13 protein-coding genes, 1 tRNA gene and 2 rRNA genes are annotated in these 24,578 nt (G+C 69.3%); 12 read left to right on the plus strand and 4 right to left on the minus strand.

Features of this window, described 5'->3' with window-relative positions; translation table 11 throughout:
* Positions 1-188 precede the first annotated feature (188 nt).
* From ACXNSR_RS28210 to ACXNSR_RS28225, 4 genes are all read left to right on the plus strand, one after another.
* Positions 189-3,312, plus strand: a 23S ribosomal RNA gene (locus ACXNSR_RS28210).
* 77 nt (positions 3,313-3,389) lie between these two features.
* A 5S ribosomal RNA gene (rrf, locus tag ACXNSR_RS28215) occupies positions 3,390-3,506 on the plus strand.
* 5 nt (positions 3,507-3,511) lie between these two features.
* A tRNA-Thr gene (locus tag ACXNSR_RS28220) sits at positions 3,512-3,587 on the plus strand.
* A 189-nt stretch (positions 3,588-3,776) separates the two neighbouring features.
* Positions 3,777-4,385, plus strand: a complete 609-nt coding sequence (locus ACXNSR_RS28225) for an HdeD family acid-resistance protein (protein WP_458638176.1) — start codon at positions 3,777-3,779, stop codon at positions 4,383-4,385.
* 126 nt (positions 4,386-4,511) lie between these two features.
* Here the strand turns inward: ACXNSR_RS28225 and ACXNSR_RS28230 are convergent, their stop codons facing one another.
* Entirely contained in the window at positions 4,512-7,097 is a 2,586-nt protein-coding gene (locus ACXNSR_RS28230; RefSeq protein ID WP_458638177.1) for a SpoIIE family protein phosphatase, read from the minus strand.
* Positions 7,098-7,265: 168 nt separating this feature from the next.
* Here ACXNSR_RS28230 and ACXNSR_RS28235 point away from each other — a divergent pair, with 168 nt between their 5' ends.
* The 8 genes from ACXNSR_RS28235 to ACXNSR_RS28270 all read left to right on the plus strand — a co-directional run bounded on the left by ACXNSR_RS28235 (position 7,266) and on the right by ACXNSR_RS28270 (position 21,134).
* The gene (locus ACXNSR_RS28235) at positions 7,266-12,803 is read left to right on the plus strand and encodes a HAMP domain-containing protein (RefSeq protein ID WP_458638178.1); all 5,538 of its coding nucleotides are present in this window, start codon (positions 7,266-7,268) and stop codon (positions 12,801-12,803) included.
* Positions 12,804-13,078: 275 nt separating this feature from the next.
* Positions 13,079-13,762: a response regulator gene (locus tag ACXNSR_RS28240; RefSeq protein WP_266605578.1), complete on the plus strand. Its 684-nt coding sequence runs from the start codon at positions 13,079-13,081 to the stop codon at positions 13,760-13,762.
* A gap of 115 nt (positions 13,763-13,877) precedes the next feature.
* Positions 13,878-16,658, plus strand: a complete 2,781-nt coding sequence (locus tag ACXNSR_RS28245; protein ID WP_458638179.1) for an FtsK/SpoIIIE family DNA translocase — start codon at positions 13,878-13,880, stop codon at positions 16,656-16,658.
* A gap of 220 nt (positions 16,659-16,878) precedes the next feature.
* Positions 16,879-17,775 (plus strand): helix-turn-helix domain-containing protein, encoded by an 897-nt coding sequence (locus ACXNSR_RS28250; RefSeq protein WP_458638180.1) that lies wholly within the window; start codon positions 16,879-16,881, stop codon positions 17,773-17,775.
* Between the two features lie 126 nt (positions 17,776-17,901).
* Positions 17,902-19,404 carry a 30S ribosomal protein S12 methylthiotransferase RimO gene (gene rimO / locus ACXNSR_RS28255; RefSeq protein ID WP_458638181.1) on the plus strand — a complete coding sequence of 501 codons (1,503 nt, stop codon included), beginning with the start codon at positions 17,902-17,904 and terminating at the stop codon, positions 19,402-19,404.
* Positions 19,401-20,081 carry a CDP-diacylglycerol--glycerol-3-phosphate 3-phosphatidyltransferase gene (gene pgsA, locus ACXNSR_RS28260; RefSeq protein WP_458638182.1) on the plus strand — a complete coding sequence of 227 codons (681 nt, stop codon included), beginning with the start codon at positions 19,401-19,403 and terminating at the stop codon, positions 20,079-20,081. Before rimO ends, pgsA begins: the two co-directional genes overlap by 4 nt.
* A gap of 47 nt (positions 20,082-20,128) precedes the next feature.
* On the plus strand, positions 20,129-20,644 hold the full coding sequence (locus ACXNSR_RS28265) for a CinA family protein (protein WP_458643416.1): 516 nt from the start codon (positions 20,129-20,131) through the stop codon (positions 20,642-20,644).
* A 109-nt stretch (positions 20,645-20,753) separates the two neighbouring features.
* On the plus strand, positions 20,754-21,134 hold the full coding sequence (locus tag ACXNSR_RS28270; protein WP_030012484.1) for a helix-turn-helix domain-containing protein: 381 nt from the start codon (positions 20,754-20,756) through the stop codon (positions 21,132-21,134).
* A gap of 375 nt (positions 21,135-21,509) precedes the next feature.
* Here ACXNSR_RS28270 and ACXNSR_RS28275 read toward each other — a convergent pair whose 3' ends face one another.
* The 3 genes from ACXNSR_RS28275 to ACXNSR_RS28285 form a co-directional block, all read right to left on the minus strand.
* Complete coding sequence (locus ACXNSR_RS28275; RefSeq protein ID WP_458638183.1) at positions 21,510-22,280, minus strand: SDR family NAD(P)-dependent oxidoreductase; 771 nt, start codon at positions 22,278-22,280, stop codon at positions 21,510-21,512.
* A gap of 76 nt (positions 22,281-22,356) precedes the next feature.
* Positions 22,357-23,151, minus strand: a complete 795-nt coding sequence (locus ACXNSR_RS28280; protein ID WP_458638184.1) for an Fpg/Nei family DNA glycosylase — start codon at positions 23,149-23,151, stop codon at positions 22,357-22,359.
* Between the two features lie 735 nt (positions 23,152-23,886).
* Complete coding sequence (locus ACXNSR_RS28285; protein ID WP_458638185.1) at positions 23,887-24,558, minus strand: hypothetical protein; 672 nt, start codon at positions 24,556-24,558, stop codon at positions 23,887-23,889.
* Positions 24,559-24,578: the final 20 nt, after the last annotated feature.

The raw sequence follows: 24,578 nt of genomic DNA on the forward strand, positions 1-24,578 counted from the left end.
TAAGTACTGCCTCGGCGTGGAACACAGTGAAGTGGACGGGATCGTGCCTGGCACGTTGTTGGGTCCTGAAGGTACGGCCGTAAGGTCATGTCTTCAGTGTCGGCCCCAGTGAACTCGCCAGCTTGTCTGGTGGGGTGATGGGTGGCTGGTCGTTGTTTGAGAACTACACAGTGGACGCGAGCATCTGTGGCCAAGTTTTTAAGGGCGCACGGTGGATGCCTTGGCACCAGGAACCGATGAAGGACGTGAGAGGCCGCGATAGGCCCCGGGGAGCTGCCAACTGAGCTTTGATCCGGGGGTGTCCGAATGGGGAAACCCGGCAGTCGTCATGGGCTGTCACCCACTGCTGAACACATAGGCAGTGTGGAGGGAACGAGGGGAAGTGAAACATCTCAGTACCCTCAGGAAGAGAAAACAACCGTGATTCCGGGAGTAGTGGCGAGCGAAACCGGATGAGGCCAAACCGTATGCGTGTGATACCCGGCAGGGGTTGCGCATGCGGGGTTGTGGGAATGAGCTTCAGTCGTCTGCCGGCGGCTGGGCGAGTCAGAAACCGTTGATGTAGTCGAAGGACATGCGAAAGGTCCGGCGTAGAGGGTAAGACCCCCGTAGACGAAACATCAGCGGCTTGCTTGCTCATCTCCCAAGTAGCACGGGGCCCGAGAAATCCCGTGTGAATCTGGCGGGACCACCCGCTAAGCCTAAATATTCCCTGGTGACCGATAGCGGATAGTACCGTGAGGGAATGGTGAAAAGTACCGCGGGAGCGGAGTGAAATAGTACCTGAAACCGTGTGCCTACAAGCCGTGGGAGCGTCGCTCATTGGGTTTACCCAATGGGTCGTGACTGCGTGCCTTTTGAAGAATGAGCCTGCGAGTTAGCGGTGTGTAGCGAGGTTAACCCGTGTGGGGAAGCCGTAGCGAAAGCGAGTCCGAACAGGGCGATTGAGTTGCACGCTCTAGACCCGAAGCGGAGTGATCTAGCCATGGGCAGGTTGAAGCGGAGGTAAGACTTCGTGGAGGACCGAACCCACCAGGGTTGAAAACCTGGGGGATGACCTGTGGTTAGGGGTGAAAGGCCAATCAAACTCCGTGATAGCTGGTTCTCCCCGAAATGCATTTAGGTGCAGCGTCGTGTGTTTCTTGCCGGAGGTAGAGCACTGGATAGGCGATGGGCCCTACCGGGTTACTGACCTTAGCCAAACTCCGAATGCCGGTAAGTGAGAGCACGGCAGTGAGACTGTGGGGGATAAGCTCCATGGTCGAGAGGGAAACAGCCCAGAGCATCGACTAAGGCCCCTAAGCGTACGCTAAGTGGGAAAGGATGTGGAGTCGCAGAGACAACCAGGAGGTTGGCTTAGAAGCAGCCACCCTTGAAAGAGTGCGTAATAGCTCACTGGTCAAGTGATTCCGCGCCGACAATGTAGCGGGGCTCAAGCGTACCGCCGAAGTCGTGTCATTGCAGCAATAGGGCCAACGCCCGCTGTGATGGGTAGGGGAGCGTCGTGTGCCGGGTGAAGCAGCAGCGGAAGCTAGTTGTGGACGGTTCACGAGTGAGAATGCAGGCATGAGTAGCGATACACACGTGAGAAACGTGTGCGCCGATTGACTAAGGGTTCCTGGGTCAAGCTGATCTGCCCAGGGTAAGTCGGGACCTAAGGCGAGGCCGACAGGCGTAGTCGATGGACAACCGGTTGATATTCCGGTACCCGCTTTGAAACGCCCAATATCGAATCAGGCGATGCTAAGTCCGTGAAGCCGTTCCGGACCCTTCGGGGAAAGGAAAGTGGTGGAGCCGACGAACCAGACTTGTAGTAGGTAAGCGATGGGGTGACGCAGGAAGGTAGTCCAGCCCGGGCGGTGGTTGTCCCGGGGTAAGGGTGTAGGCCGAGGGGTAGGCAAATCCGTCCCTCATATAAGGCTGAGACCTGATGCCGAGCCGATTGTGGTGAAGTGGATGATCCTATGCTGTCGAGAAAAGCCTCTAGCGAGTTTCATGGCGGCCCGTACCCTAAACCGACTCAGGTGGTCAGGTAGAGAATACCGAGGCGTTCGGGTGAACTATGGTTAAGGAACTCGGCAAAATGCCCCCGTAACTTCGGGAGAAGGGGGGCCATCACTGGTGATCGGACTTGCTCCGTGAGCTGGGGGTGGCCGCAGAGACCAGCGAGAAGCGACTGTTTACTAAAAACACAGGTCCGTGCGAAGCCGTAAGGCGATGTATACGGACTGACGCCTGCCCGGTGCTGGAACGTTAAGGGGACCGGTTAGTGACCTTTCGGGGTTGCGAAGCTGAGAACTTAAGCGCCAGTAAACGGCGGTGGTAACTATAACCATCCTAAGGTAGCGAAATTCCTTGTCGGGTAAGTTCCGACCTGCACGAATGGCGTAACGACTTCTCGACTGTCTCAACCATAGGCCCGGTGAAATTGCACTACGAGTAAAGATGCTCGTTTCGCGCAGCAGGACGGAAAGACCCCGGGACCTTTACTACAGTTTGATATTGGTGTTCGGTTCGGCTTGTGTAGGATAGGTGGGAGACTTTGAAGCAGCCACGCCAGTGGTTGTGGAGTCGCCGTTGAAATACCACTCTGGTCGTGCTGGATGTCTAACCTCGGTCCGTGATCCGGATCAGGGACAGTGTCTGATGGGTAGTTTAACTGGGGCGGTTGCCTCCCAAAGGGTAACGGAGGCGCCCAAAGGTTCCCTCAGCCTGGTTGGCAATCAGGTGTTGAGTGTAAGTGCACAAGGGAGCTTGACTGTGAGACCGACGGGTCGAGCAGGGACGAAAGTCGGGACTAGTGATCCGGCGGTGGCTTGTGGAAGCGCCGTCGCTCAACGGATAAAAGGTACCCCGGGGATAACAGGCTGATCTTCCCCAAGAGTCCATATCGACGGGATGGTTTGGCACCTCGATGTCGGCTCGTCGCATCCTGGGGCTGGAGTCGGTCCCAAGGGTTGGGCTGTTCGCCCATTAAAGCGGTACGCGAGCTGGGTTTAGAACGTCGTGAGACAGTTCGGTCCCTATCCGCTGTGCGCGTAGGAATATTGAGAAGGGCTGTCCCTAGTACGAGAGGACCGGGACGGACGAACCTCTGGTGTGCCAGTTGTCCTGCCAAGGGCATGGCTGGTTGGCTACGTTCGGGAGGGATAACCGCTGAAAGCATCTAAGCGGGAAGCCTGCTTCAAGATGAGTATTCCCACCTCCTTGAGAGGGTAAGGCTCCCAGTAGACGACTGGGTTGATAGGCCAGATGTGGAAGCCCGGTAACGGGTGAAGCTGACTGGTACTAATAGGCCGAGGGCTTGTCCTCAGTTGCTCGCGTCCACTGTGTTAGTTCTGAAATAACGAACAGCTGTGAAAACACCAGCGTTCTAAATTTCATAGTGTTTCGGTGGTCATAGCGTTAGGGAAACGCCCGGTTACATTCCGAACCCGGAAGCTAAGCCTTTCAGCGCCGATGGTACTGCAGGGGGGACCCTGTGGGAGAGTAGGACGCCGCCGAACAACCCGCCCTTTTAGCTCAGTCGGTAGAGCGTCTCCATGGTAAGGAGAAGGTCAACGGTTCGATTCCGTTAAAGGGCTCCAATGAAGAAGGCCCCCGCCACATGGCGGGGGCCTTTTTTGTTTTCCTGCACGGACCTGCTCCTGCCGCACGGCCGGCCGGACGGGCGGGCCGTAGCCGAGCTGCCTACCATGGATGTGAAGGCTAGATAAGGTACGTCCGGCGGCTTCGAGGTGCCCCCAAGGGCCGCTCGGCTGGCCCAGGAGGCGGTGATGACCGTACCCCCCGATGCACCCGACACGGCGGCGCCACAGCACACACAGGGCGATCCCGAGGACGTCCTCAAGCACATCGGAAGCACGTGGCACTGGGCACTGGGCTTCGCCCTCGCGACCCTGATCCCCGGCATCCTGGTGCTCGTCTGGCCCGACGAGACCCTTCACATCCTGGCCGTCATCATCGGTCTGCAGCTCCTGGTGGCGGGCGCCTTCCGGTTCGTCACCGCCTTTTCGCACAGCCGCGACGGCGGTAGCCGGCTGGCGGGTGTCCTGATCGCCATGCTCGCGTTCCTGGCGGGCGTCCTGGTGCTGCGTCATCCGATGCAGACGATCGGCGCGCTGAGTTTGATCATCGGCATGTTCTGGTTGCTGTCCGGAGTGCTCGCGGCGTTCACCGCGATCGCCGACCACACGCTGGTGCACCGGGGCCTGCAGTTCGGCCTCGGCGCTCTCGGCGCCGTCGCCGGAATCGTCGTGCTCTGCTTCCCGGTCGACTCCGCCGTTGCCCTGACCCGGCTGCTGGGACTCTGGCTCGTCCTGCTCGGTGTGTTCGAGCTGGTGATGGCCTTCGCACTGCGGTCGGCCACCCGCCGGGTCACATAGGCAGGTCCGGGGCGAATGCCGGCCCTCGCCGGACCCGCCCTCCCGTGAACCCGACCCCGAACCGAACCCGGACTCGGCGCACGCCGAGCCCGGGTTTCTCGCGGAGGCGGGCGCCGCGAGCGCCGGCTAGGCGCCCGTACGCTGTTCCGGGACGCGGAAGGCGAGGATCGCCATGTCGTCCGACGCGGGTTCCGCGGCGAACCGTTCCACCGCGCGCAGGACGCGGGAGGCGACCGCGCCCGCGGTGAGGCCCGTACACGTGGTGAGGACCTCGGTGAGCCCGTCGTCGCCCAGCATGCGAGTGCCCTCGCGGCGTTCGGTCACGCCGTCGGTGACACAGAGGAGCACATCGCCGGGGTCGAGCGTCAGGGTCTGTTCGTAGAGGTCCAGGTCGTCGATCACGCCCAGCAGAGGTTGCGGGTCCGCGGCCGCGTCGACCTGGCCGTTCGGGCGCAGGCGCAGTGGGAGCGGGTGGCCCGCGCAGACGACCTTCATGAGGGCGCCGCCGTCGGGCTGGGGGTGGAGCTCGCCGTAGAGGAGGGTGAGGAAGCGGCTGCGGGCGCCCTCGTCGAGGATGGCCGCGTTGAGGCGTTCGAGGACCGCCGGGCCGCCGAGGCCCTCGCGGGCCAGCAGGCGCAGGGCGTGCCGGGCGAGGCCCGTGACGGCGGCGGCCTCCGGACCCGTACCGCAGACGTCGCCGATGGCGAAGCCGTACGCGCCGTCGCGGATCGGGAAGACGTCGTAGAAGTCGCCGCCGACCTCGTTGCCCTCGCCGGCCGCGCGGTAGATGACCTCGACCTCCATGCCCGGGATCGCGGGGGAGCCGGGCGGCAGCAGGCTGCGCTGGAGGGAGCGGCTGATCGCGGTGCGCTCCGAGTACAGACGGGCGTTGTCGAGGGCCAGGGCGGCGCGGCGGGAGAGGTCCTCGGCCAGTTCGAGGATCTCCTGGCGGAAGTGCTCCTCGCGCGGCTTGCCGAGGGTCAGCATGCCGATCACGCGGTTGCGGGCGAGGAGGGGCAGGACCACCGTCTCGCCGCCGACCGCGGCGGTCGCCTCGGGCCACGGGCGGGCGCCGGCCTCGCGGACCGGTTCGGGCGGACTGAGCCGGGAGAGCAGGTCCTTGAGGCCGTCGATGCGCTCCTCGTCCTCGTGCAGGACGTAGGAGAGGTACGGGTCGGAGGACTGGTCGGCGATCGTGTAGACGGCGCACCAGGTGGCCAGGGTCGGGACGGTCATCTGGGCCATGAGGGCCAGGGTCTGGTCCCGGTCGAGGGTGCCGGCCAGCAGGTCGGAGGCTTCGACGAGGAAGGAGAGGGAACCGCGGCGCAGGCGCTCCAGCTCGCCGAGGCGGGCGGATTCGACGGCGAGGGCGATGCGGTCGGCGGCGAACTGGAGGTGCAGGGCCTCTTCGTTGGAGTAGCGGCCCGGGGTCTCGGCGGCGACGCCGAGCGAGCCGGTGAGGCGCCCTTCCACCTTGAGGGGGACGGTGACGGCGGAGCGCATGCCGGTGGCCTCCAGGAGCGGCACGGCTCCGGGGGAGGCGATGAGGTCGTCGTGGACGGCGGGCATGCGGGCGGATCCGTAGCGGTTGGTGCCGGCCTCCACGGGGACGCGGGCGAAGCGCTGGCGGGTGGAGGGCAGGCCGGTCGTGGCGCGGACCTCCAGCTCGGTCTCGTCGTCGGTGGCGAGCAGCAGGAAGGCGGAATCGGCGTCGAGCAGGTCGCGGGCGCGCTCGACGGTCCGCTGGAGGAGCCCGTCGAGGTCGTCGGGGGCGGGGGAGCCGATGAAGACCTCGAAGGGGTCCGTGGGGCGGGGCTCGGTGAAGTGGCCGCTGTCGGAGGTGGGCACCCGTACCGGGGTCTGGAGGAGGGCGCGCTCGTCGTCGTGGACGAGGAGGCAGACGATCGACGGTTCGCCGTGGGCGTCGCGGACCCGCAGGTGGGAGGCGAAGACGGGGATGACGCGGCCGTCGGCGCCGCGGACGCCGTAGCTGCCCTCCCAGCGGGACAGGCGCAGGGCCTCGGCGATGCCGGTGCCGGTGCCGGGGGTCTGGGGCCAGGCGGCGAGTTCGGCGAGCGGGCGGCCGAGCGCCTTCTCGGCGGGGTGGCCGAAGATGTGCTCGGCGTCCTCGTTCCAGGCGGAGATGGCGTCGTCCGAGTCGATCTGGAGGACGGCGACGCGGACCCGGCTGTCGGCCAGGGGCAGCAGCTGGTCGGGGACGACGGGGCCCGCGGAGCGGGTACCGACCGGCCGGTCTGGCAGGTCCAGGCGGAACCACACGTGCTTGTGGGTGGCGGTGTACTCGACGCCCCAGCGGGTGGCGAGCGCGGCGCACAGCATCAGGCCGCGGCCGTTCTCGCGGTCGGGGTCGGCGTAGGGGCGCTCGCCGGGGTGCTGGAGGGGGAGCTCGCGCTCCGGGTACCGGTCTGCGACCTCGACCCGTACACCGCCGTCGGCGCGCAGGCACAGGACCTCGGCCCGGGTGCCGGCGTGGACCACGGCGTTGGTGACGAGCTCGCTGGTGAGGACCACCGCGTCGTCGACGATGTCCGCGAAGCCCCAGCCGTGCAGGGTGTCGCGGACGAACCCGCGGGCGGCGGCGACCGAGCGCCCGAGGGGATCGAAGCTGGCAGCCGCCCGTGCCGTGATCACGAGTCTCCTTCGACGCGGTTGGACATCGGGTGCCAGGTTACTTACCTTCACGGGCGGCATGGTGCCGTCGTCGGGGATTCCACCCGCAGGGTACGGCGGGTGTGCGATGGTGCCGAAGTGTTATGGCCGGGTTCGGCCATGGTGAAACACTGGGCGGGCTTGCAGAGCCGGCTCGTGACGAGTCAGGCGTCCGGTGGAAGAGTGGTCGACCCTTTCGGGAGGGACACGGTGGAGTCTGGCGCAGCGGTACGGCGTACGGGAACGAGGCCGAAGGGCGGACGTTCCCGGCGCAGTGGCACGACGGAGGTCGACACCGCCGCTCTCGACCGGCTGCTCACGGCCCTGGTGTCGATGCGGGACGGGAACTTCCGCAAGCGGCTGACGGTGTCGGGCGAGGGCGTGATGGCGGAGATCGCCGCCGTCTACAACGAGGTCGCCGACCGCAATCTCCACCTGACCGGGGAGCTGTCCCGGGTGCGGCGGACGGTGGGCCGCGAGGGCAAGCTGAGCGAACGGCTGGAAACAGGTGCCTGCGAGGGCTCCTGGGCGGCCGCGATCGATGCCTCGAACCAGCTGGTGGACGATCTGGCCCGGCCGGTGTCCGAGGTGGGCCGGGTGCTGTCGGCGGTGGCCGACGGCGATCTGGACCAGCGGATGGATCTGCGGACGCAGGCGGCCGAGGGGGCCGGGCATCCGCTGCGCGGGGAGTTCCTGAAGGTCGGGCGCACGGTCAACAACCTGGTCGACCAGCTGTCCGCGTTCACCGATGAGGTGACGCGCGTGGCGCTGGAGGTGGGTACCGAGGGCAAGCTCGGCGGGCAGGCCCAGGTGCGCGGGATGTCGGGTTCCTGGAAGGACCTGACCGACTCCGTCAACACGATGGCGTACCGGCTCACCGCCCAGGTGCGTGACATCGCTCTCGTCACGACGGCGGTCGCCAAGGGCGATCTGTCGCGCAAGGTCACGGTGCACGTGGCGGGCGAGATGCTCCAGCTGAAGAACACCGTGAACACGATGGTGGACCAGCTGTCGTCCTTCTCCTCCGAGGTGACCCGGGTCGCCCGAGAGGTGGGTACGGAGGGCGAGCTGGGCGGTCAGGCGAAGGTGCCCGGGGTCGCGGGCGTGTGGAAGGACCTGACCGACTCGGTCAACACCATGGCCGGGAACCTGACGGCCCAGGTGCGCGGGATCGCGCAGGTGACCACGGCGGTCGCGAACGGCGACCTGTCGCAGAAGGTACGGGTCAGCGCGCGCGGCGAGGTGGCGCAGCTGGCCGAAACGATCAACCAGATGACCGAGACGCTGCGGACCTTCGCGGACGAGGTCACGCGCGTGGCGAGCGAGGTCGGGGCCAAGGGTCTGCTGGGCGGTCAGGCGCAGGTTCCGGGGGCGGCGGGGACGTGGAAGGACCTCACCGATTCGGTGAACACCGCCTTCCGTAACCTCACCGGGCAGGTGCGGGACATCGCGCAGGTGACGACGGCGGTGGCGAACGGCGACCTGTCGCAGAAGGTCACGGTCGACGTGGCCGGCGAGATGCTGGAGCTGAAGAACACCGTCAACACGATGGTGGACCAGCTCTCGGCCTTCGGCGCGGAAGTGACGCGTGTGGCCCGTGAGGTCGGCGTCGAGGGTGAGCTGGGCGGTCAGGCGCAGGTTCCGGGGGCGGCGGGGACGTGGAAGGACCTCACCGATTCGGTGAACACCGCCTTCCGCAACCTCACCGGGCAGGTGCGCAACATCGCCCAGGTGACGACGGCGGTGGCGAACGGCGACCTGTCGCAGAAGGTCACCGTGGACGTCTCCGGTGAGATGCTCCAGCTGAAGAACACCGTCAACACGATGGTGGACCAGCTGTCCTCCTTCGCCGACCAGGTCACGCGCATGGCCCGGGACGTGGGTACGGAGGGCCGCCTCGGCGGTCAGGCCCGGGTGGAGGGGGTGTCCGGCACCTGGAAGGAGCTCACCGACTCCGTCAACTTCATGGCCGGGAACCTGACCTCGCAGGTGCGCCAGATCGCCCAGGTGACGACGGCGGTGGCGCGGGGCGACCTGTCGCAGAAGATCGACGTGGACGCCCGGGGCGAGATCCTGGAGCTGAAGAACACCATCAACACGATGGTGGACCAGCTCTCGGCCTTCGCGGAGCAGGTGACGCGGGTGGCCCGCGACGTGGGTACGGAGGGCCGCCTGGGCGGTCAGGCGCAGGTGCCCGGGGTGGCCGGCGTATGGCGTGACCTGACGGACTCGGTGAACGGCATGGCCGGGAACCTGACCTCGCAGGTGCGCAACATCGCGCAGGTCGCGACGGCGGTGGCCCGCGGTGACCTGTCGCAGAAGATCGACGTGGACGCGCGCGGCGAGATCCTGGAGCTGAAGAACACCCTCAACACGATGGTCGACCAGCTCTCGAACTTCGCGGAGCAGGTGACGCGGGTGGCCCGGGAGGTGGGCACCGAGGGCATCCTCGGCGGCCAGGCGGAGGTGAAGGGGGTTTCCGGTACCTGGAAGGACCTCACCCAGTCCGTCAACTTCATGGCGAACAACCTGACGTCCCAGGTGCGCAACATCGCCGAGGTGACGACCGCGGTGGCCATGGGCGACCTCTCCAAGAAGATCACCGTCGACGCCAAGGGCGAGATCCTCGAACTGGTCACCACCGTGAACACGATGGTGGACCAGCTGTCGTCGTTCGCGGAGCAGGTGACGCGGGTGGCCCGTGAGGTGGGCTCCGAGGGCATCCTCGGCGGTCAGGCCCGGGTGCGCGGGGTGACGGGCATCTGGAAGGACCTGACCGACAACGTCAACCTGATGGCCAACAACCTGACCTCCCAGGTGCGCAACATCTCCCAGGTCTCGGCGGCGGTCGCCAACGGCGACCTGACGAAGAAGGTCACGGTGGAGGCGCGCGGCGAGGTCGCGCAGCTCGCCGACACCGTCAACACGATGGTGAAGACCCTGTCCTCGTTCGCGGACGAGGTGACCCGGGTGGCCCGCGAGGTGGGTACGGAGGGCCGCCTGGGCGGTCAGGCGCACGTGCCGGGCGTCTCGGGGACGTGGAAGGACCTCACCGACTCGGTGAACTTCATGGCCTCCAACCTCACCGGTCAGGTGCGGCAGATCGCCATGGTCACGACCGCCATCGCCAAGGGCGACATGACCAAGAAGATCGACATCGATGCCCGCGGTGAGATCCTGGAGCTCAAGACGACCATCAACACGATGGTCGACCAGCTGTCCTCCTTCGCCGACCAGGTGACGCGGGTGGCCCGCGAGGTGGGTACCGAGGGCATCCTGGGCGGTCAGGCCCGGGTCCGGGACGTCGACGGGACCTGGCGGGACCTGACGGAGTCCGTGAACGAGATGGCCGGGAACCTCACCCGGCAGGTGCGGGCGATCGCGGCCGTGGCCACCGCGGTGACCCGCGGCGATCTGAACCTGAAGATCGACGTGGACGCCGCCGGCGAGATCCAGGTCCTGCAGGACAACATCAACACGATGATCGCGAACCTGCGCGACACCACCTTGGCCAACAAGGAACAGGACTGGCTCAAGGGCAACCTCGCCCGTATCTCCGCCCTGATGCAGGGCCGTCGGGAGCTCGACGACGTCGCCTCGCTGATCATGAGCGAGCTGACCCCGGTGGTCTCCGCGCAGCACGGTGCCTTCTTCCTGGCGCTGCCGGCCGGCGGCACCACCACGGAGATCGGGACGGACGGGGGCGCGGAGGGCTCGTACGAGCTGCGGATGCGCGGGAGTTACGCGTACGCGGGCGGTCAGATGCCCATGTCGTTCCGGCCGGGGGAGGGGCTGATCGGGGCGGTCGCCGAGGAGAAGCGGATGATCCTCGTCGAGAACACCCCGCCGGGCTACCTGAAGATCTCCTCGGGCCTGGGCGAGGCGCCGCCGGCGCACGTGATCGTGCTGCCGGTGCTCTTCGAGGGGAAGGTGCTCGGCGTCATCGAGCTGGCCTCCTTCACGCCCTTCACACAGATCCAGAAGGACTTCCTCAGCCAGATCGCCGAGATGATCGGTACGAGCGTCAACACCATCAGCGTCAACTCCAAGACGGAGATGCTGCTGAAGCAGTCGCAGGAGATGACCGAGCAGCTGCGCGAGCGTTCCGACGAGCTGGAGAACCGCCAGAAGGCGCTGCAGGCCGCCAACGCGGAGCTGGAGGAGAAGGCCGAGCTGCTGGCCCAGCAGAACCGGGACATCGAGGTGAAGAACACCGAGATCGAGGAGGCCCGGCAGGTCCTGGAGGAGCGCGCCGAGCAGCTCGCGGTCTCGATGCGCTACAAGTCCGAGTTCCTGGCGAACATGTCGCACGAGCTGCGGACCCCGCTCAACTCGCTGCTGATCCTGGCCAAGCTGCTCGCGGACAACGCGGAGGGGAACCTCTCGCCGAAGCAGGTGGAGTTCGCCGAGACCATCCACGGCGCGGGTTCGGACCTGCTGCAGCTGATCAACGACATCCTCGACCTGTCGAAGGTCGAGGCCGGGAAGATGGACGTCTCGCCGACCCGGATCGCGCTGGTCCAGCTCGTGGACTACGTGGAGGCGACCTTCCGGCCGCTGACGGCGGAGAAGGGCCTGGACTTCTCGGTACGGGTCTCCCCGGAGCTGCCGGCCACGCTGCACACCGACGAGCAGCGGCTGCTCCAGGTGCTGCGCAACCTGCTGTCCAACGCGGTGAAGTTCACCGACACCGGGGCGGTGGAGCTGGTGATCCGGCCGGCCGGTGCCGATGTGCCGGCCGCGATCCGCGAGCAGCTGCTGGAGGCCGGTTCGCTGCGGGAGGCGGACGCGGACCTGATCGCCTTCTCGGTCACCGACACCGGGATCGGGATCGCCGAGAGCAAGATGCTGGTGATCTTCGAGGCGTTCAAGCAGGCGGACGGGACGACGAGCCGCAAGTATGGCGGTACCGGGCTGGGGCTGTCCATCAGCCGGGAGATCGCCCGGCTGCTGGGCGGGGAGATCCACGCGGCCAGCGAACCCGGCCGCGGGTCCACCTTCACGCTGTACCTGCCGCTGCACCCGAGCGAACTGCCTCCGCAGGGCTACGCGCCGCCGACGCCCGGCGGCGCCCGCGGCGAGCTGTACCGCAGGTCGCCGGACGGGGGCCGGCCGGTGCTGCCGGGCGTCCAGGCCGGTCCGGGAGCCATGCCGTCGGTGCAGGCGCAGCCGGTGCGGCCCGCGCTGTCGGCTGCCGAGCCGGCCGGGCAGGGGCAGGGCGGCGGGGCCGCGCTGTTCCGGCGGCGGCGCAAAGCGGCGAGCGATCTGGAGCCGCGTACGGCGGTGCCGGGTCAGCCGAACGTCGTGGGGGCCGAGGACGGCTGGGGCAGCGCGCAGGACGAACTCCCGGTGGTGCCCCGGACGTACGACTTCCACGGCGAGAAGGTGCTCATCGTCGACGACGACGTGCGCAACGTCTTCGCGCTGACCAGCGTGCTGGAGCAGCACGGACTGGCCGTGCTGTACGCGGAGAACGGGCGGGAGGGCATCGAAGTCCTGGAGCAGCACGACGATGTGACGGTCGTACTGATGGACATCATGATGCCCGAGATGGACGGGTACGCGACGACCTCGGCGATCCGGCGGATGCCGCAGTTCGCCGGGCTGCCGATCATCGCGCTGACGGCGAAGGCGATGAAGGGGGACCGGGAGAAGGCGATCGATTCGGGTGCTTCCGATTACGTCACCAAGCCGGTCGATCCCGACTACCTGCTGTCGGTGATGGAGCAGTGGATGCGCGGCAAGTGATCGCCGGGAGGGCGGAAGGACACCGATCACCGAACTCACACCGCCCGGGGCGGTGTGGGAAGGCGGTGAACGGGGAACCTTCCGTTCTCCCGCCGCGTTTCCGCTTCGTGCACAGTGACATCTTGGTGACAGGGTGTGGCGATGTCGGGACTGGGGCTACGATGACCGGCACAAGGACGGACGGCGCAAGGATGCCGTCCTCTGGGGCGGGGTCCGGCGCACGGGCCGGGGCCCGGAGCCGGGGAGGCCCCATGCCGGGGCGAGGAGGACAGGGCATGGTGCAGAAGGCCAAGATCCTCCTGGTCGACGACCGGCCGGAGAATCTGCTGGCGCTGGAGGCCATCCTCTCCGCGCTCGATCAGACACTGGTCCGGGCGTCGTCGGGGGAGGAAGCGCTCAAAGCGCTGCTGACGGACGATTTCGCGGTCATCCTGCTGGATGTCCAGATGCCTGGCATGGACGGATTCGAAACGGCCGCGCACATCAAGCGGCGGGAACGGACCCGGGACATCCCGATCATCTTCCTCACCGCGATCAACCACGGTCCGCACCACACGTTCCGCGGCTACGCAGCGGGTGCGGTCGACTACATCTCCAAGCCCTTCGACCCGTGGGTGCTGCGGGCCAAGGTCTCGGTCTTCGTGGAGCTGTACACGAAGAACTGCCAACTGCGGGAGCAGGCGGCCCTGCTCAGGCTCCAGCTGGAGGGCGGCAGCTCCAACGGCGTGGACGCGGGCAAGGAGACGGCCGGACTGCTGGCCGAGCTCTCCGCCCGGCTCGCGGCGGTCGAGGAGCAGGCCGAGGCGCTGACCAAGCAGCTCGGCGAGGACGCGGCCGACGCCGGCGTGGTGGCGACCGCGGCCCACCTGGAGCGCAAACTCACCGGGCTGCGCAGGGCACTCGACGCGCTGGAGCCCGGAACCGCAGGAGGGGCTTCGGTCCTGCCCGCGCAGAACTGACCGTGTGCGGGTCGGGACTGGTGGTGCGTCAAAGCGTCTACGGAGCTGACGACACGAACGGGTGAAGGGGTGGGCACGCGTGTCCACCGGCGCGCGCACCGGTAACCTCGGCCCCATGTCACGTACGTCCGGTAAGGGTTCCCAGAGCACCGCGGGCACCGCGAAGGGCCGCACCGGCCGTACGACGGCGCCGGCCAAGAAGGCCGCGCCCGCGCGCAAGCCCCCGGCGAAGAAGGCCGCGGCCGCCAGGCGCGCCCCGGTCAAGAAGGTCGCGCCCAAGCCCGCGCCCTCCCCGACCGGGGGCGTGGTGCGGCTGGTGCGCGCCGTCTGGCTGGGCTGCGCGCACGCGGTCGGCGCCGTCTTCCGCGGGATCGGCCAGGGGGCCAGGAACCTCGACCCCGCGCACCGCAAGGACGGGGTGGCGCTGCTGCTGCTCGCCCTCGCGCTGATCGTCGCCGCCGGTACCTGGTCGAACCTGAGCGGTCCCGTCGGGGATCTGGTCACGATGCTGATCACCGGCCTCTTCGGCCGGCTGGACCTGCTGGTGCCGATCCTGCTCGGCGTCATGGCGGTGCGGTTCATCCGCCATCCCGAGCAGACCGATGCCAACGGCCGCATCGGCATCGGGCTGTCCGCCCTCGTCATCGGGATCCTGGGCCTGGTCCACATCGCCTGCGGGGCGCCCGGCCGGGACGAGGGCACCACCGCGATGCAGAACGCGGGCGGCCTCATCGGCTGGGGCGCCTCCAAGCCGCTGATCTTCACCATGGGCGCGCCGCTGGCCGTGCCGATGCTGGTGCTGCTCACGATCTTCGGGCTGCTCGTGGTCACGGCGACCCCGGTCAACGCGATCCCGCAGCGGCTGCGCAGGCTCGGAATCCGGCTCGGGATCATCGCCCCGAACGAGTACGACGAGGGCTACGGCGAGGACGCGGGCGCCGTCGGCGAGCGGCACGACCCGGAGCAGTGGCGGGCCCGCGGCGGAGCCGGTGAGGGCTCCGGCGACCCGGCGGACGAGGCCGAAGAGGAGGCGCTCGCCCGGCGGCGCAGGCCGCGCAGGACCCCGGCCCGGCCCGCCGCGGAGCGGGGCATGGACGCCGTGGACGTGGCCGCTGCGGCCGCCGCCGCGCTGGACGGGGTGGTCTACGGCGGAATGCCGCCCTCCCCGCTCGTCGCCGACCTCACGCAGGGGATCACCGTGGAGCGGGAGGGCGCGGAGCCCACCGCTCCGGTGCCGACCGCGCGCGCGGAGCGTCCCGTACCGGACAGCACGCCGCAGAGCGCCTCCGAACCCGCCGCCGGGCAGCCGTACGCCACCACTGCCGCGGCCTCCGGGACGCTGTCGGTGCCCGACCTGACCAAGGCCCCGCCGCAGGCCCAGGCCCTGCCGCCGCGTGCCGAGCAGCTCCAGCTGCGCGGGGACATCACGTATGCGCTGCCCTCGCTCGACCTGCTGGAGAAGGGCGGGCCCGGCAAGACGCGCAGCGCCGCCAACGACGCGGTGGTCGCCTCGCTGCGCAACGTGTTCACCGAGTTCAAGGTCGACGCGGACGTCACCGGCTTCACCCGGGGTCCGACCGTCACCCGGTACGAGGTCACTCTGGGCGCCGCGGTCAAGGTCGAGCGGATCACCGCCCTGACCAAGAACATCGCCTACGCCGTGGCCTCGCCGGACGTCCGGATCATCAGCCCGATCCCGGGCAAGTCCGCGGTGGGCATCGAGATCCCCAACACCGACCGCGAGATGGTCAACCTCGGTGACGTGCTGCGCCTCGCGGACGCGGCCGAGGACGACCACCCGATGCTGGTGGCGCTCGGCAAGGACGTCGAGGGCGGCTACGTGATGGCCAACCTCGCCAAGATGCCGCACGTGCTGGTCGCGGGCGCCACCGGCTCCGGCAAGTCCTCCTGCATCAACTGCCTGATCACCTCGATCATGGTCCGGGCCACTCCGGAGGACGTCCGGATGGTGCTCGTCGACCCCAAGCGGGTGGAACTGACGGCGTACGAGGGCATCCCGCACCTGATCACGCCGATCATCACCAACCCCAAGCGGGCCGCCGAGGCGCTCCAGTGGGTCGTGCGCGAGATGGACCTCCGCTACGACGACCTGGCGGCCTTCGGCTACCGGCACATCGACGACTTCAACCGGGCCATCCGGGACGGCAAGATCAAACTGCCGCCGGGCAGCGAGCGGGAGCTCAGTCCGTACCCGTACCTGCTGGTGATCGTCGACGAGCTCGCCGACCTGATGATGGTGGCCCCGCGCGACGTCGAGGACTCGATCGTCCGCATCACGCAGCTGGCCCGCGCGGCCGGCATCCACCTGGTGCTCGCCACCCAGCGGCCGTCGGTGGACGTGGTCACCGGCCTGATCAAGGCGAACGTGCCCTCGCGCCTGGCCTTCGCCACCTCCTCGCTCGCCGACAGCCGGGTCATCCTCGACCAGCCGGGAGCCGAGAAGCTGATCGGCAAGGGCGACGGGCTGTTCCTGCCGATGGGCGCCAACAAGCCGGTCCGCCTCCAGGGCGCCTTCGTCACCGAGGACGAGATCGCCGGGATCGTCCAGCACTGCAAGGACCAGATGGCGCCCGTCTTCCGGGACGACGTCACCGTCGGGCAGAAGCAGAAGAAGGAGATCGACGAGGACATCGGTGACGACCTGGACCTGCTGTGCCAGGCGGCGGAGCTGGTCGTCTCCACGCAGTTCGGGTCGACCTCGATGCTCCAGCGCAAGCTGCGGGTCGGCTTCGCGAAGGCCGGGCGGCTCATGGACCTGATGGAGTCGCGGGGCATCGTCGGCCCGAGCGAGGGCTCGAAGGCGCGCGACGTCCTGCTGAAGGCCGACGACCTGGACGCGGTGCTCGCCGTGATCCGGGGCGAGGCCCATCCGTAATGAAATCGCGGGCAACCGTTTCCCTTGGGCCCGCGTCAAGTTGAAGAGAGGTGGCGGTAGGCGCACGAGCCCGCTCACAGCGCCGGGCCGCCGCACCTGAGCATGACCTCCCTTCGCCATTCGGATGGCGTAGGGAGTGCACCCTCCGGTTGCCCCACCCTTTCGTCACCCCCCTAGACTGGACTTCCAGCAGGTGGCTACACGCTCGAAAGGCGCCCACGTGTCCATCGGCAACTCCAACTCCCCCGAAGAAGAGCGGCCTTCGACCGACGACCGGTCCGAGGACCGCATCGTCGAACGTCCCGTCGAAGGCCCGTCCATCGGGACGGCCCTCAAGAAGGCCCGGATCGCCGCCGGGCTCACCGTAGACGAGGTCAGTTCCACCACCCGTGTGCGCATCCCGATCGTGCACGCGATCGAAGAGGACGACTTCACGCGGTGCGGCGGCGACGTCTACGCCCGCGGTCACATCCGTACGCTCGCCCGCGCCGTGGGCCTCGATCCGGCACCCCTGGTCGAGAGCTACGACGCGGCCCACGGCGGCCGGCCGGCACCCACGCCCGCCGCGCCCATGTTCGAGGCCGAGCGGATCCGCCCCGAGCGGCAGCGGCCCAACTGGACCGCTGCCATGGTCGCCGCCATCGTCGCCGTGATCGGCTTCGTGGGCTTCACCGCCTTCAGCGGTGGCGACGAGAAGGACAAGCGCCCCGTGGCGGAAGGTTCCGCCTCCCCCAAGCCCGCGCCCAAGCAGACCGGCGCCCAGCCGGTCGCCCAGCCCCCGCAGACCCCGCAGACGCCCAAGCCGGAGCCCTCGGACAGTGCGATCGCCGCCGCGCCCAAGGACCTCGTCACCGTGGTTCTGACGGCCGACACGGGCGAGAGCTGGATCTCCGCGAAGGACTCCACCGGACGGCTGCTCTTCGACGGCACCCTCACTCAGGGTGAGTCCAAGACCTTCACGGACAAGGAGTCCGTCGACCTCGTGCTCGGCGACGCCGGGGCCGTGAAGCTCTTCGTGAACGGCAAGGAGATCAAGGACGACTTCCAGTCGGGTCAGGTGGAGCGTCTGAAATACACGAAGGCCGACCCCGCCCAGGACCAGCCCCAGGCGGGCTGACGCGGGACCGCCCTAGGGCGGAAGGCTTGAATCCGGATCCCCGGGGTGCTGCGCCGCACCCCGGGGATCTTGCTGTACGGGGACTTGCGGCAGGGGCCGACGCCGGGACGAAGTAGTCTTGAGTCCATGCCCGAACGCCGTACCGTCGCCCTTGTCACTCTTGGCTGCGCCCGTAACGAGGTGGACTCGGAGGAGCTCGCAGGCCGCTTGGCGGCGGATGGCTGGGAGCTCGTCGAGGACGCCGCCGATGCGGACGTAGCCGTCGTCAACACCTGCGGCTTCGTCGAAGCCGCCAAGAAGGACTCCGTAGACGCCCTCCTGGAAGCCAACGATCTCAAGGATCACGGCAAGACCCAGGCCGTCGTCGCCGTCGGCTGTATGGCCGAGCGCTACGGCAAGGAACTCGCCGAAGCGCTCCCCGAGGCCGACGGAGTCCTCGGTTTCGACGACTACGCCGACATCTCCGACCGCCTCCAGACCATCCTCAACGGTGGCATCCACGCCTCCCACACCCCGCGCGACCGGCGCAAGCTGCTGCCGATCAGCCCGGCCGCGCGCCAGGCCGCCGAGGTCTCCCTGCCGGGCCACGCCCAGTCGGCGCCCGCCGAGGAGCCGGCCGAGGCCCCCGCCGACCTCCCGGAGGGGCTCGCGCCCGCCTCCGGTCCGCGGGCGCCCCTGCGCCGCCGCCTGGACAAGAGCCCGGTCGCCTCGGTCAAGCTGGCCTCCGGCTGCGACCGCCGCTGCTCCTTCTGCGCCATCCCGTCCTTCCGCGGCTCCTTCATCTCCCGCCGTCCCAGCGACGTGCTGGGCGAGACCCGCTGGCTGGCCGAGCAGGGCGTCAAGGAGATCATGCTGGTCTCCGAGAACAACACCTCGTACGGCAAGGACCTCGGCGACATCCGGCTGCTGGAGACCCTGCTGCCGGAGCTGGCCGAGGTGGACGGCATCGAGCGCGTCCGCGTCAGCTACCTCCAGCCGGCCGAGATGCGGCCCGGCCTGATCGACGTACTCACCTCGACCCCCAAGGTCGTGCCGTACTTCGACCTGTCCTTCCAGCACTCGGCCCCGGACGTTCTGCGCGCCATGCGCCGCTTCGGTGACACCGACCGCTTCCTGGAGCTGCTGGACACCATCCGCTCCAAGGCCCCGACGGCCGGCGTCCGCTCCAACTTCATCGTCGGCTTCCCCGGCGAGAAGGAATCGGACTTCGCCGAGCTGGAGCGTTTCCTCACCCACGCCCGCCTCGACGCCATCGGCGTCTTCGGCTACTCCGACGAGGACGGCACCGAGGCCGTCACCTACGAGAACAAGCTGGACGAGGACACCATCGCCGAGCGGCTCGCGCACATGCAGAGGCTCGCCGAGGAGCTCACCTCGCAGCGTGCCGAGGAGCGCATCGGGGAGACCCTCGAGGTGCTCGTCGAGACCGTGGAAACGGTCGACGAGGACGGCGAGGGCGCCTACGGGCGCGCCGCGCACCAGGCGCCCGAAACGGACGGCCAGGTGGTCTTCACGGACAGCACGGGCCTGGTCCCCGGGCGTATCGTCACGGCAAAGGTGGTCGGCACCCTGGGTGTGGACCTGGTGGCCGAGCCCCTCGGCATGGACCTTGAGGAGGCGGCAGGATGACCGGAGTCCCGGCATCTGCGGCGGGCGGGACCGGCCGTCGGCCGGTACCCGGCGCGAAGCTGGGGGCCGCGGCGGTCAATCAGGCCAGCCTGTGGAACATCGCCAACATTCTGACGATGATCCGGCTCGTGCTCGTGCCGGGCTTCGTCGTCCTGCTCCTCGCCGACGGCGGCTACGACCCGGCCTGGCGGGCCTGGGCCTGGGCCGCGTTCGCCGTCGCCATGATCACGGACATCTTCGACGGGCACCTGGCCCGGACGTACAACCTGGTCACGGACTTCGGCAAGATCGCCGATCCCATCGCCGACAAGGCGATCATGGGATCGGCGCTGATCTGCCTCTCCTGGCTCGGTGACCTCCCCTGGTGGGTGACCGGGGTGATCCTCGGACGGGAGCTCGGCATCACCCTGCTGCGCTTCTGGGTCATCCGCTACGGCGTGATTCCGGCCAGCCGGGGCGGAAAGCTGAAGACCCTGGCCCAGGGCACGGCCGTGGGCATGTACGTCCTCGCGCTGACCGGGGCGCTGGCGACCATGCGCTTCTGGGTGATGGCGATCGCCGTCGTGCTGACCGTCGTCACCGGTTTGGACTACATCCGGCAGGCGATCGTGCTGCGCCGCCAGGGTCTCGCCGAGGAACGGGCCGCGGAACGTGCTGCGGAGCGAGCCGCACGGTGACCCACGCGGCGGGGGATCTTCCGGCGGCGCAAGCCGTTTCGGAAGCGGTGGGTGCGGCCGGAGTGGCCGCGGATGCGTTGCGTCTGCTTGCGGAGAGTGACCAGACCGTCGCCGTGGCGGAATCGCTGACCGGAGGCATGGTGGCCGCCGAGCTCACGGCGGTCCCCGGGGCCTCCAGGTCCTTCCGCGGCTCGGTCACCGCGTACGCGACGGAGATCAAGCACCTGGTCCTCGGGGTGGACGCGGGATTGCTCGAAGCCGAAGGCGCGGTGAACGCGCAGGTCGCGGCGGAGATGGCGGCCGGAGTACGGCGCGTGATGGGCGCTTCGTGGGGGATCTCGACCACCGGGGTGGCCGGTCCGGAGCCGCAGGACGGGCAGCCGGTGGGCACCGTTTTCGTCGCGGTGGACGGTCCGGGGGGCAGGAAAACGGTCCGTCTGAGGTTGAAAGGCTCCCGCGCGGAAATTCGTAGGGAGAGTGCACGCACAGTGCTCAGGCTTCTCTCGGACCAACTCCGTGAGAATGCGCGGGGGCAGGATACGGAACAGAACGGGGGGATTTGATGTTTGCAGCCCTGAGTGAACACGACATCGCTCCCCGCACGGCCGCGGCGCGAGGCGGTACGGTGGGGCGTGAAGGATGCGGCTACACGGTCAGAGGAGGGAGCCACCGATGATTCTGCTCCGTCGCCTGCTGGGTGACGTGCTGCGTCGGCAGCGCCAGCGCCAGGGCCGTACTCTGCGCGAAGTCTCCTCGTCGGCCCGAGTTTCGCTCGGCTATCTCTCCGAGGTGGAGCGGGGGCAGAAGGAGGCATCCTCCGAGCTGCTCTCCGCGATCTGCGACGCGTTGGACGTACGGATGTCCGAGCTGATGCGCGAAGTCAGTGACGAACTGTCGCTGGCCGAGCTGGCACAGTCGGCCGCGGCAAGCGAACCGGTCAGCGTGCCGGTCCGCCCGATGCTCAATTCGGTCTCCATGGCTTCGGTCACGGGTGGACCGGAGCGGGTGACCATCAAGGCGCCTGCGGAAGCGGTGAATGTCGTAGCCGCGTGAGCGAGCACGTGCGTGTTTGAGCGTGGCCGGAGCCCCGGCCGGTGCCTGGTGCACCGGCCGGGGCTCCCGGCCGTTCTGGGTGCGGGGGCGCGGGGGGTGCGGGAGGATGGGCCCGTCCGGGTTCCGGCCCCTGGGAGGCCTTCGTGCGGCGGTTGCTGCGCATACCCGCGGTGTCGGTCCTCGCACTGACGGTGGGGGCACTGTGGTGGTGGGCCGTGCTGCGGCTGGTGCTGGTGCCCGCCGAGTCCGGGGCCGTGGAGGGCGCGGTGGCGGTGGGCGGCTGGGGGCTGGGCCTGCTGCCGGTGCACTGTGTGCCGGGTCCGGTGCGCAGGGCGCGGCGGGTGGCGGACGGCGGGGGTACCGCGGCTACCGGGGCTACCAGGGCATGGACACCCCACCGTTCGGGCGAAGGATCTGACCTGTCATGAAGGACGAGGCGTCCGAGGCCAGGTAGAGCACCGCCCGGGCGATGTCCTCGGGCTCGCCGACCCGGCGCAGCGGGGACATGCGGACCATCGCCGCCTCGGTCCGCTCCTGGGCCTCGGAGCCGTGGCGGCCGGTCATGGGGGTACGGATCCAGCCCGGGGCGACGGCGTTGACCCGGATGCCGTGCGGGCCCGATTCGGTGGCGAGGGTCTTGGTCAGCTGGACGACGGCGGCCTTGGCGGCGCTGTAGCAGAGCAGGCCGGGCTGGGCGGCGTCCACGGCCCCGGAGGCCATGGTGACGACGGAGCCCGGACGACCCGCCGCGATCATGGAACGGACGGCCTCCTGGCAGGTCCGCAGGACCCCCTTGAAATTGACGTCCAGGATCCGGTCGAGGTCCTCGTCGGTGGTCTCCAGGACGCTGCTCGTGTGCATGACCCCGGCGATGGCGGCCGTGATGTCGAGCGGGCCCGCGGCGGTGACGGCGGCCCGGATCGCGGCCCGGTCGGTGACGTCGAGGAGGTGGAGGGTGGCGACGCCGCCGGCTTCGGCGACGAGGGCGGCCGTCTCGGCGAGGCCCTTTTCGTCGCGGTCCGCGCAGTGCACGTGCGCACCCGCCTCGGCGAGCAGGACGGCGGTGGCGCGGCCGATGCCGCTGGCGGCTCCGGTGATCAGGGCGGTGCGGCCGGTGAGGCCGTACGGGGCTGTGGGTGTGGGCATGCGGGGACCGTACGACCGGATCTGACGGACCGTCAATCCGTGTGGCCGGTCGGGTCCGGGAGGCCGAGGGCGGCACTCAGGGTGTCGGGCCCTGCTGGCAGCGGGGGCACCAGTAGGTGGGGCGGCCGTCCTGGGGAGCCTCGCGGACGGGGGTGCCGCAGCGCAGGCAGGGCCGGTGCGCGCGGCCGTAGACGAAGAGGTCCTGGCCGGGGCGGCGGCTGCCGGTCGTGTTGCGCGGGCCCGGCCGCTCGCCGGTGTTCGCGGACAGCAGCCGGTGGGCGGCGGCGGCCAGCCGGGGCAGAGCGGACTCGGGGAGCGCGCCGACCGGGGTCCAGGGGGTGACCTGGGCCAGGAAGCAGAGCTCGGCCTTGTAGATGTTGCCGATGCCGGCGAGGTTGCGCTGATCGAGCAGGGCCTCGCCGAGGGGGCGCTCGGGGGCGGCGAGGAGGTGCGCGGCGGCGAGGGCCGGATCCCAGTCCGGGCCGAGGAGGTCGGGGCCGAGGTGGCCCACGGCGCGGTCCTCCTCGGCGGTCCGGATCAGCTCCAGGACGGGGAGGCGGTAGCCGACGGCGGTGTGGTCGGCCGTGCCGAGGACGGCCCGGATCTCGTGGGCGGGGCCGCCGCGCCACTTCTCGCCGGGGGCGAAGACGTGCCAGGCGCCGTCCATCCGGAGGTGGCTGTGCAGGGTGAGGCCGCCCTCGAATCGGGCGAGGAGGTGTTTGCCGCGGGGGGTGACGTCGAGGGTGACGCGGCCGGTGAGGTCGGCGGTGGCGAAGCGGGGGACGCGCAGGTCGCTGCGGGTGAGTGCGCGGCCCGCGAGGGCGGTGTGGAGCCGGGTCGCCACGCGCCGGACGCTGTCGCCTTCGGGCATGGCTTCATTGTGCGCCCCCTGCCGCCGGGCCCGGGCGCCTCCGCTCCGCGCGGGGCCGTCGGCCGCGGCGCCCCGATCCGGGACCGGGACGGCGGCAGGCCCCCGCGAGCGGCTGCCGGGGGCGCCCGGGGCCGGGCGGGGTGCGCAGGCCCGGCTCTGCCGTGCTCGCGGTCCGCCGGGCTGGCCCGATCCGGACCGGGGGAGTCCGCAGGCCGGCCGGGACGTGGCGGGTACCCCTGCGGGCGGCCTCGGGGGGCGTTCTGGGCCGGGCGGTGCGTAACGGCCCGGCTCTGCCGTCCCCCCATCGTGCTCGCGGTCCGCCGGGCAGGCCCGATCCGGGACGGGGGTCTCCGCAGGCCGGCCGGGACGTGGCGGGTACCCCTGCGGGCGGCCTCGGGGGGCGCTTCGGGCCGGGCGGTGCGTAACGGCCCGGGCCAGCTCTGCCGCCCCCGCCATGCTCGTGGTCCGCCGGGCGCCCTGCGCGCGGGGTTCGCGGGGAGGGGCCCGCCGGGCACGGGCGAGAGTGAGGCGCTCCCGGGCCCCGGCGCGGGCTGCCGCCGGGACCGGACGCCCGCGGTCGGCTGCCGTGGAGGCGGACCCGCGGCTCGGGTCAGGGGCGGGTGCTTGTTCGCGGACGGGTTCGGCGGAGGCGGGCGGAGGCCGGTCTGCGGGAGGCGCGGAGCTCGCGGCCCGCCCCCGGGCGGGTGGCCGGGGGACAGGGCGGCGGCGGTGGGGCTACTTCCAGCTGATGCCCTTGCTGTTGCTCATCGCGTTGTACGGGTTGCCCCAGTACTCGGCGCCGGCGACCTTCACCTGGGCCGACGGGGCCAGGGCTATCGCGCAGCTGGTCTGGGTCTGGCCGTTGGCGAAGCCCTTCGGCATGGACTCCTCCTTGCACTTCTCGAACTTGCCGATGACCGCCAGGCTCTGCGCCTCGGTGCCGTCCCCGAGCAGGCCCCTGACGTGACCGACCGAAGCGTACGACATGTCCGTGGTGCCGATGTTCTTGACGGTGTAGCGGATGTAGTACGGGACCTTGCCGTTCGCCTTGTCGCCGAGCTTCAGCCCTTCCAGGTCGGCGGGCGTGCCCTGCTCGATCGTGGTGACGGTGAGGGCGACCCGGCTGCCCTTGAAGTCCCCGTAGTCGTACGGGATCTCGGCGGCCTCGCCGATCTTGAAGACCTGGCCGGGCTTCGCCGTGCCCGGGGCCCCGGCGGGGGCGGCGCTGCCTCCGGCCGACGGTGCGGCCGAAGTGCCGGCGGTGGGCGAGGTGCCGGCGGGGCTGGACGCGGACGGCTGCGCCGGGAGCTCTTCGTCGCCGTTCTTGCAGCCGGTCAGGACCAGGCTGCCGACGACCGCCAGGCCGACCGCGCCCAGGGTGGTGTTGCGCATGCTGATGGTGCTCACTCTTCTCGTCCCCCATGAAT

Source organism: Streptomyces sp. NC-S4 (assembly GCF_054353315.1).

Coding starts and splice junctions, on each gene's coding strand:
- pgsA (WP_458638182.1), top strand. CDS start 19,401: ATGACCGGAGTCCCGGCATCTGCGGCGGGCGGGACCGGCCGTCGGCCG.
- ACXNSR_RS28240 (WP_266605578.1), top strand. CDS start 13,079: ATGGTGCAGAAGGCCAAGATCCTCCTGGTCGACGACCGGCCGGAGAAT.
- ACXNSR_RS28245 (WP_458638179.1), top strand. CDS start 13,878: ATGTCACGTACGTCCGGTAAGGGTTCCCAGAGCACCGCGGGCACCGCG.
- ACXNSR_RS28270 (WP_030012484.1), top strand. CDS start 20,754: ATGATTCTGCTCCGTCGCCTGCTGGGTGACGTGCTGCGTCGGCAGCGC.
- rimO (WP_458638181.1), top strand. CDS start 17,902: ATGCCCGAACGCCGTACCGTCGCCCTTGTCACTCTTGGCTGCGCCCGT.
- ACXNSR_RS28275 (WP_458638183.1), bottom strand. CDS start 22,280: ATGCCCACACCCACAGCCCCGTACGGCCTCACCGGCCGCACCGCCCTG.
- ACXNSR_RS28225 (WP_458638176.1), top strand. CDS start 3,777: ATGACCGTACCCCCCGATGCACCCGACACGGCGGCGCCACAGCACACA.
- ACXNSR_RS28280 (WP_458638184.1), bottom strand. CDS start 23,151: ATGCCCGAAGGCGACAGCGTCCGGCGCGTGGCGACCCGGCTCCACACC.
- ACXNSR_RS28230 (WP_458638177.1), bottom strand. CDS start 7,097: ATGCCGCCCGTGAAGGTAAGTAACCTGGCACCCGATGTCCAACCGCGT.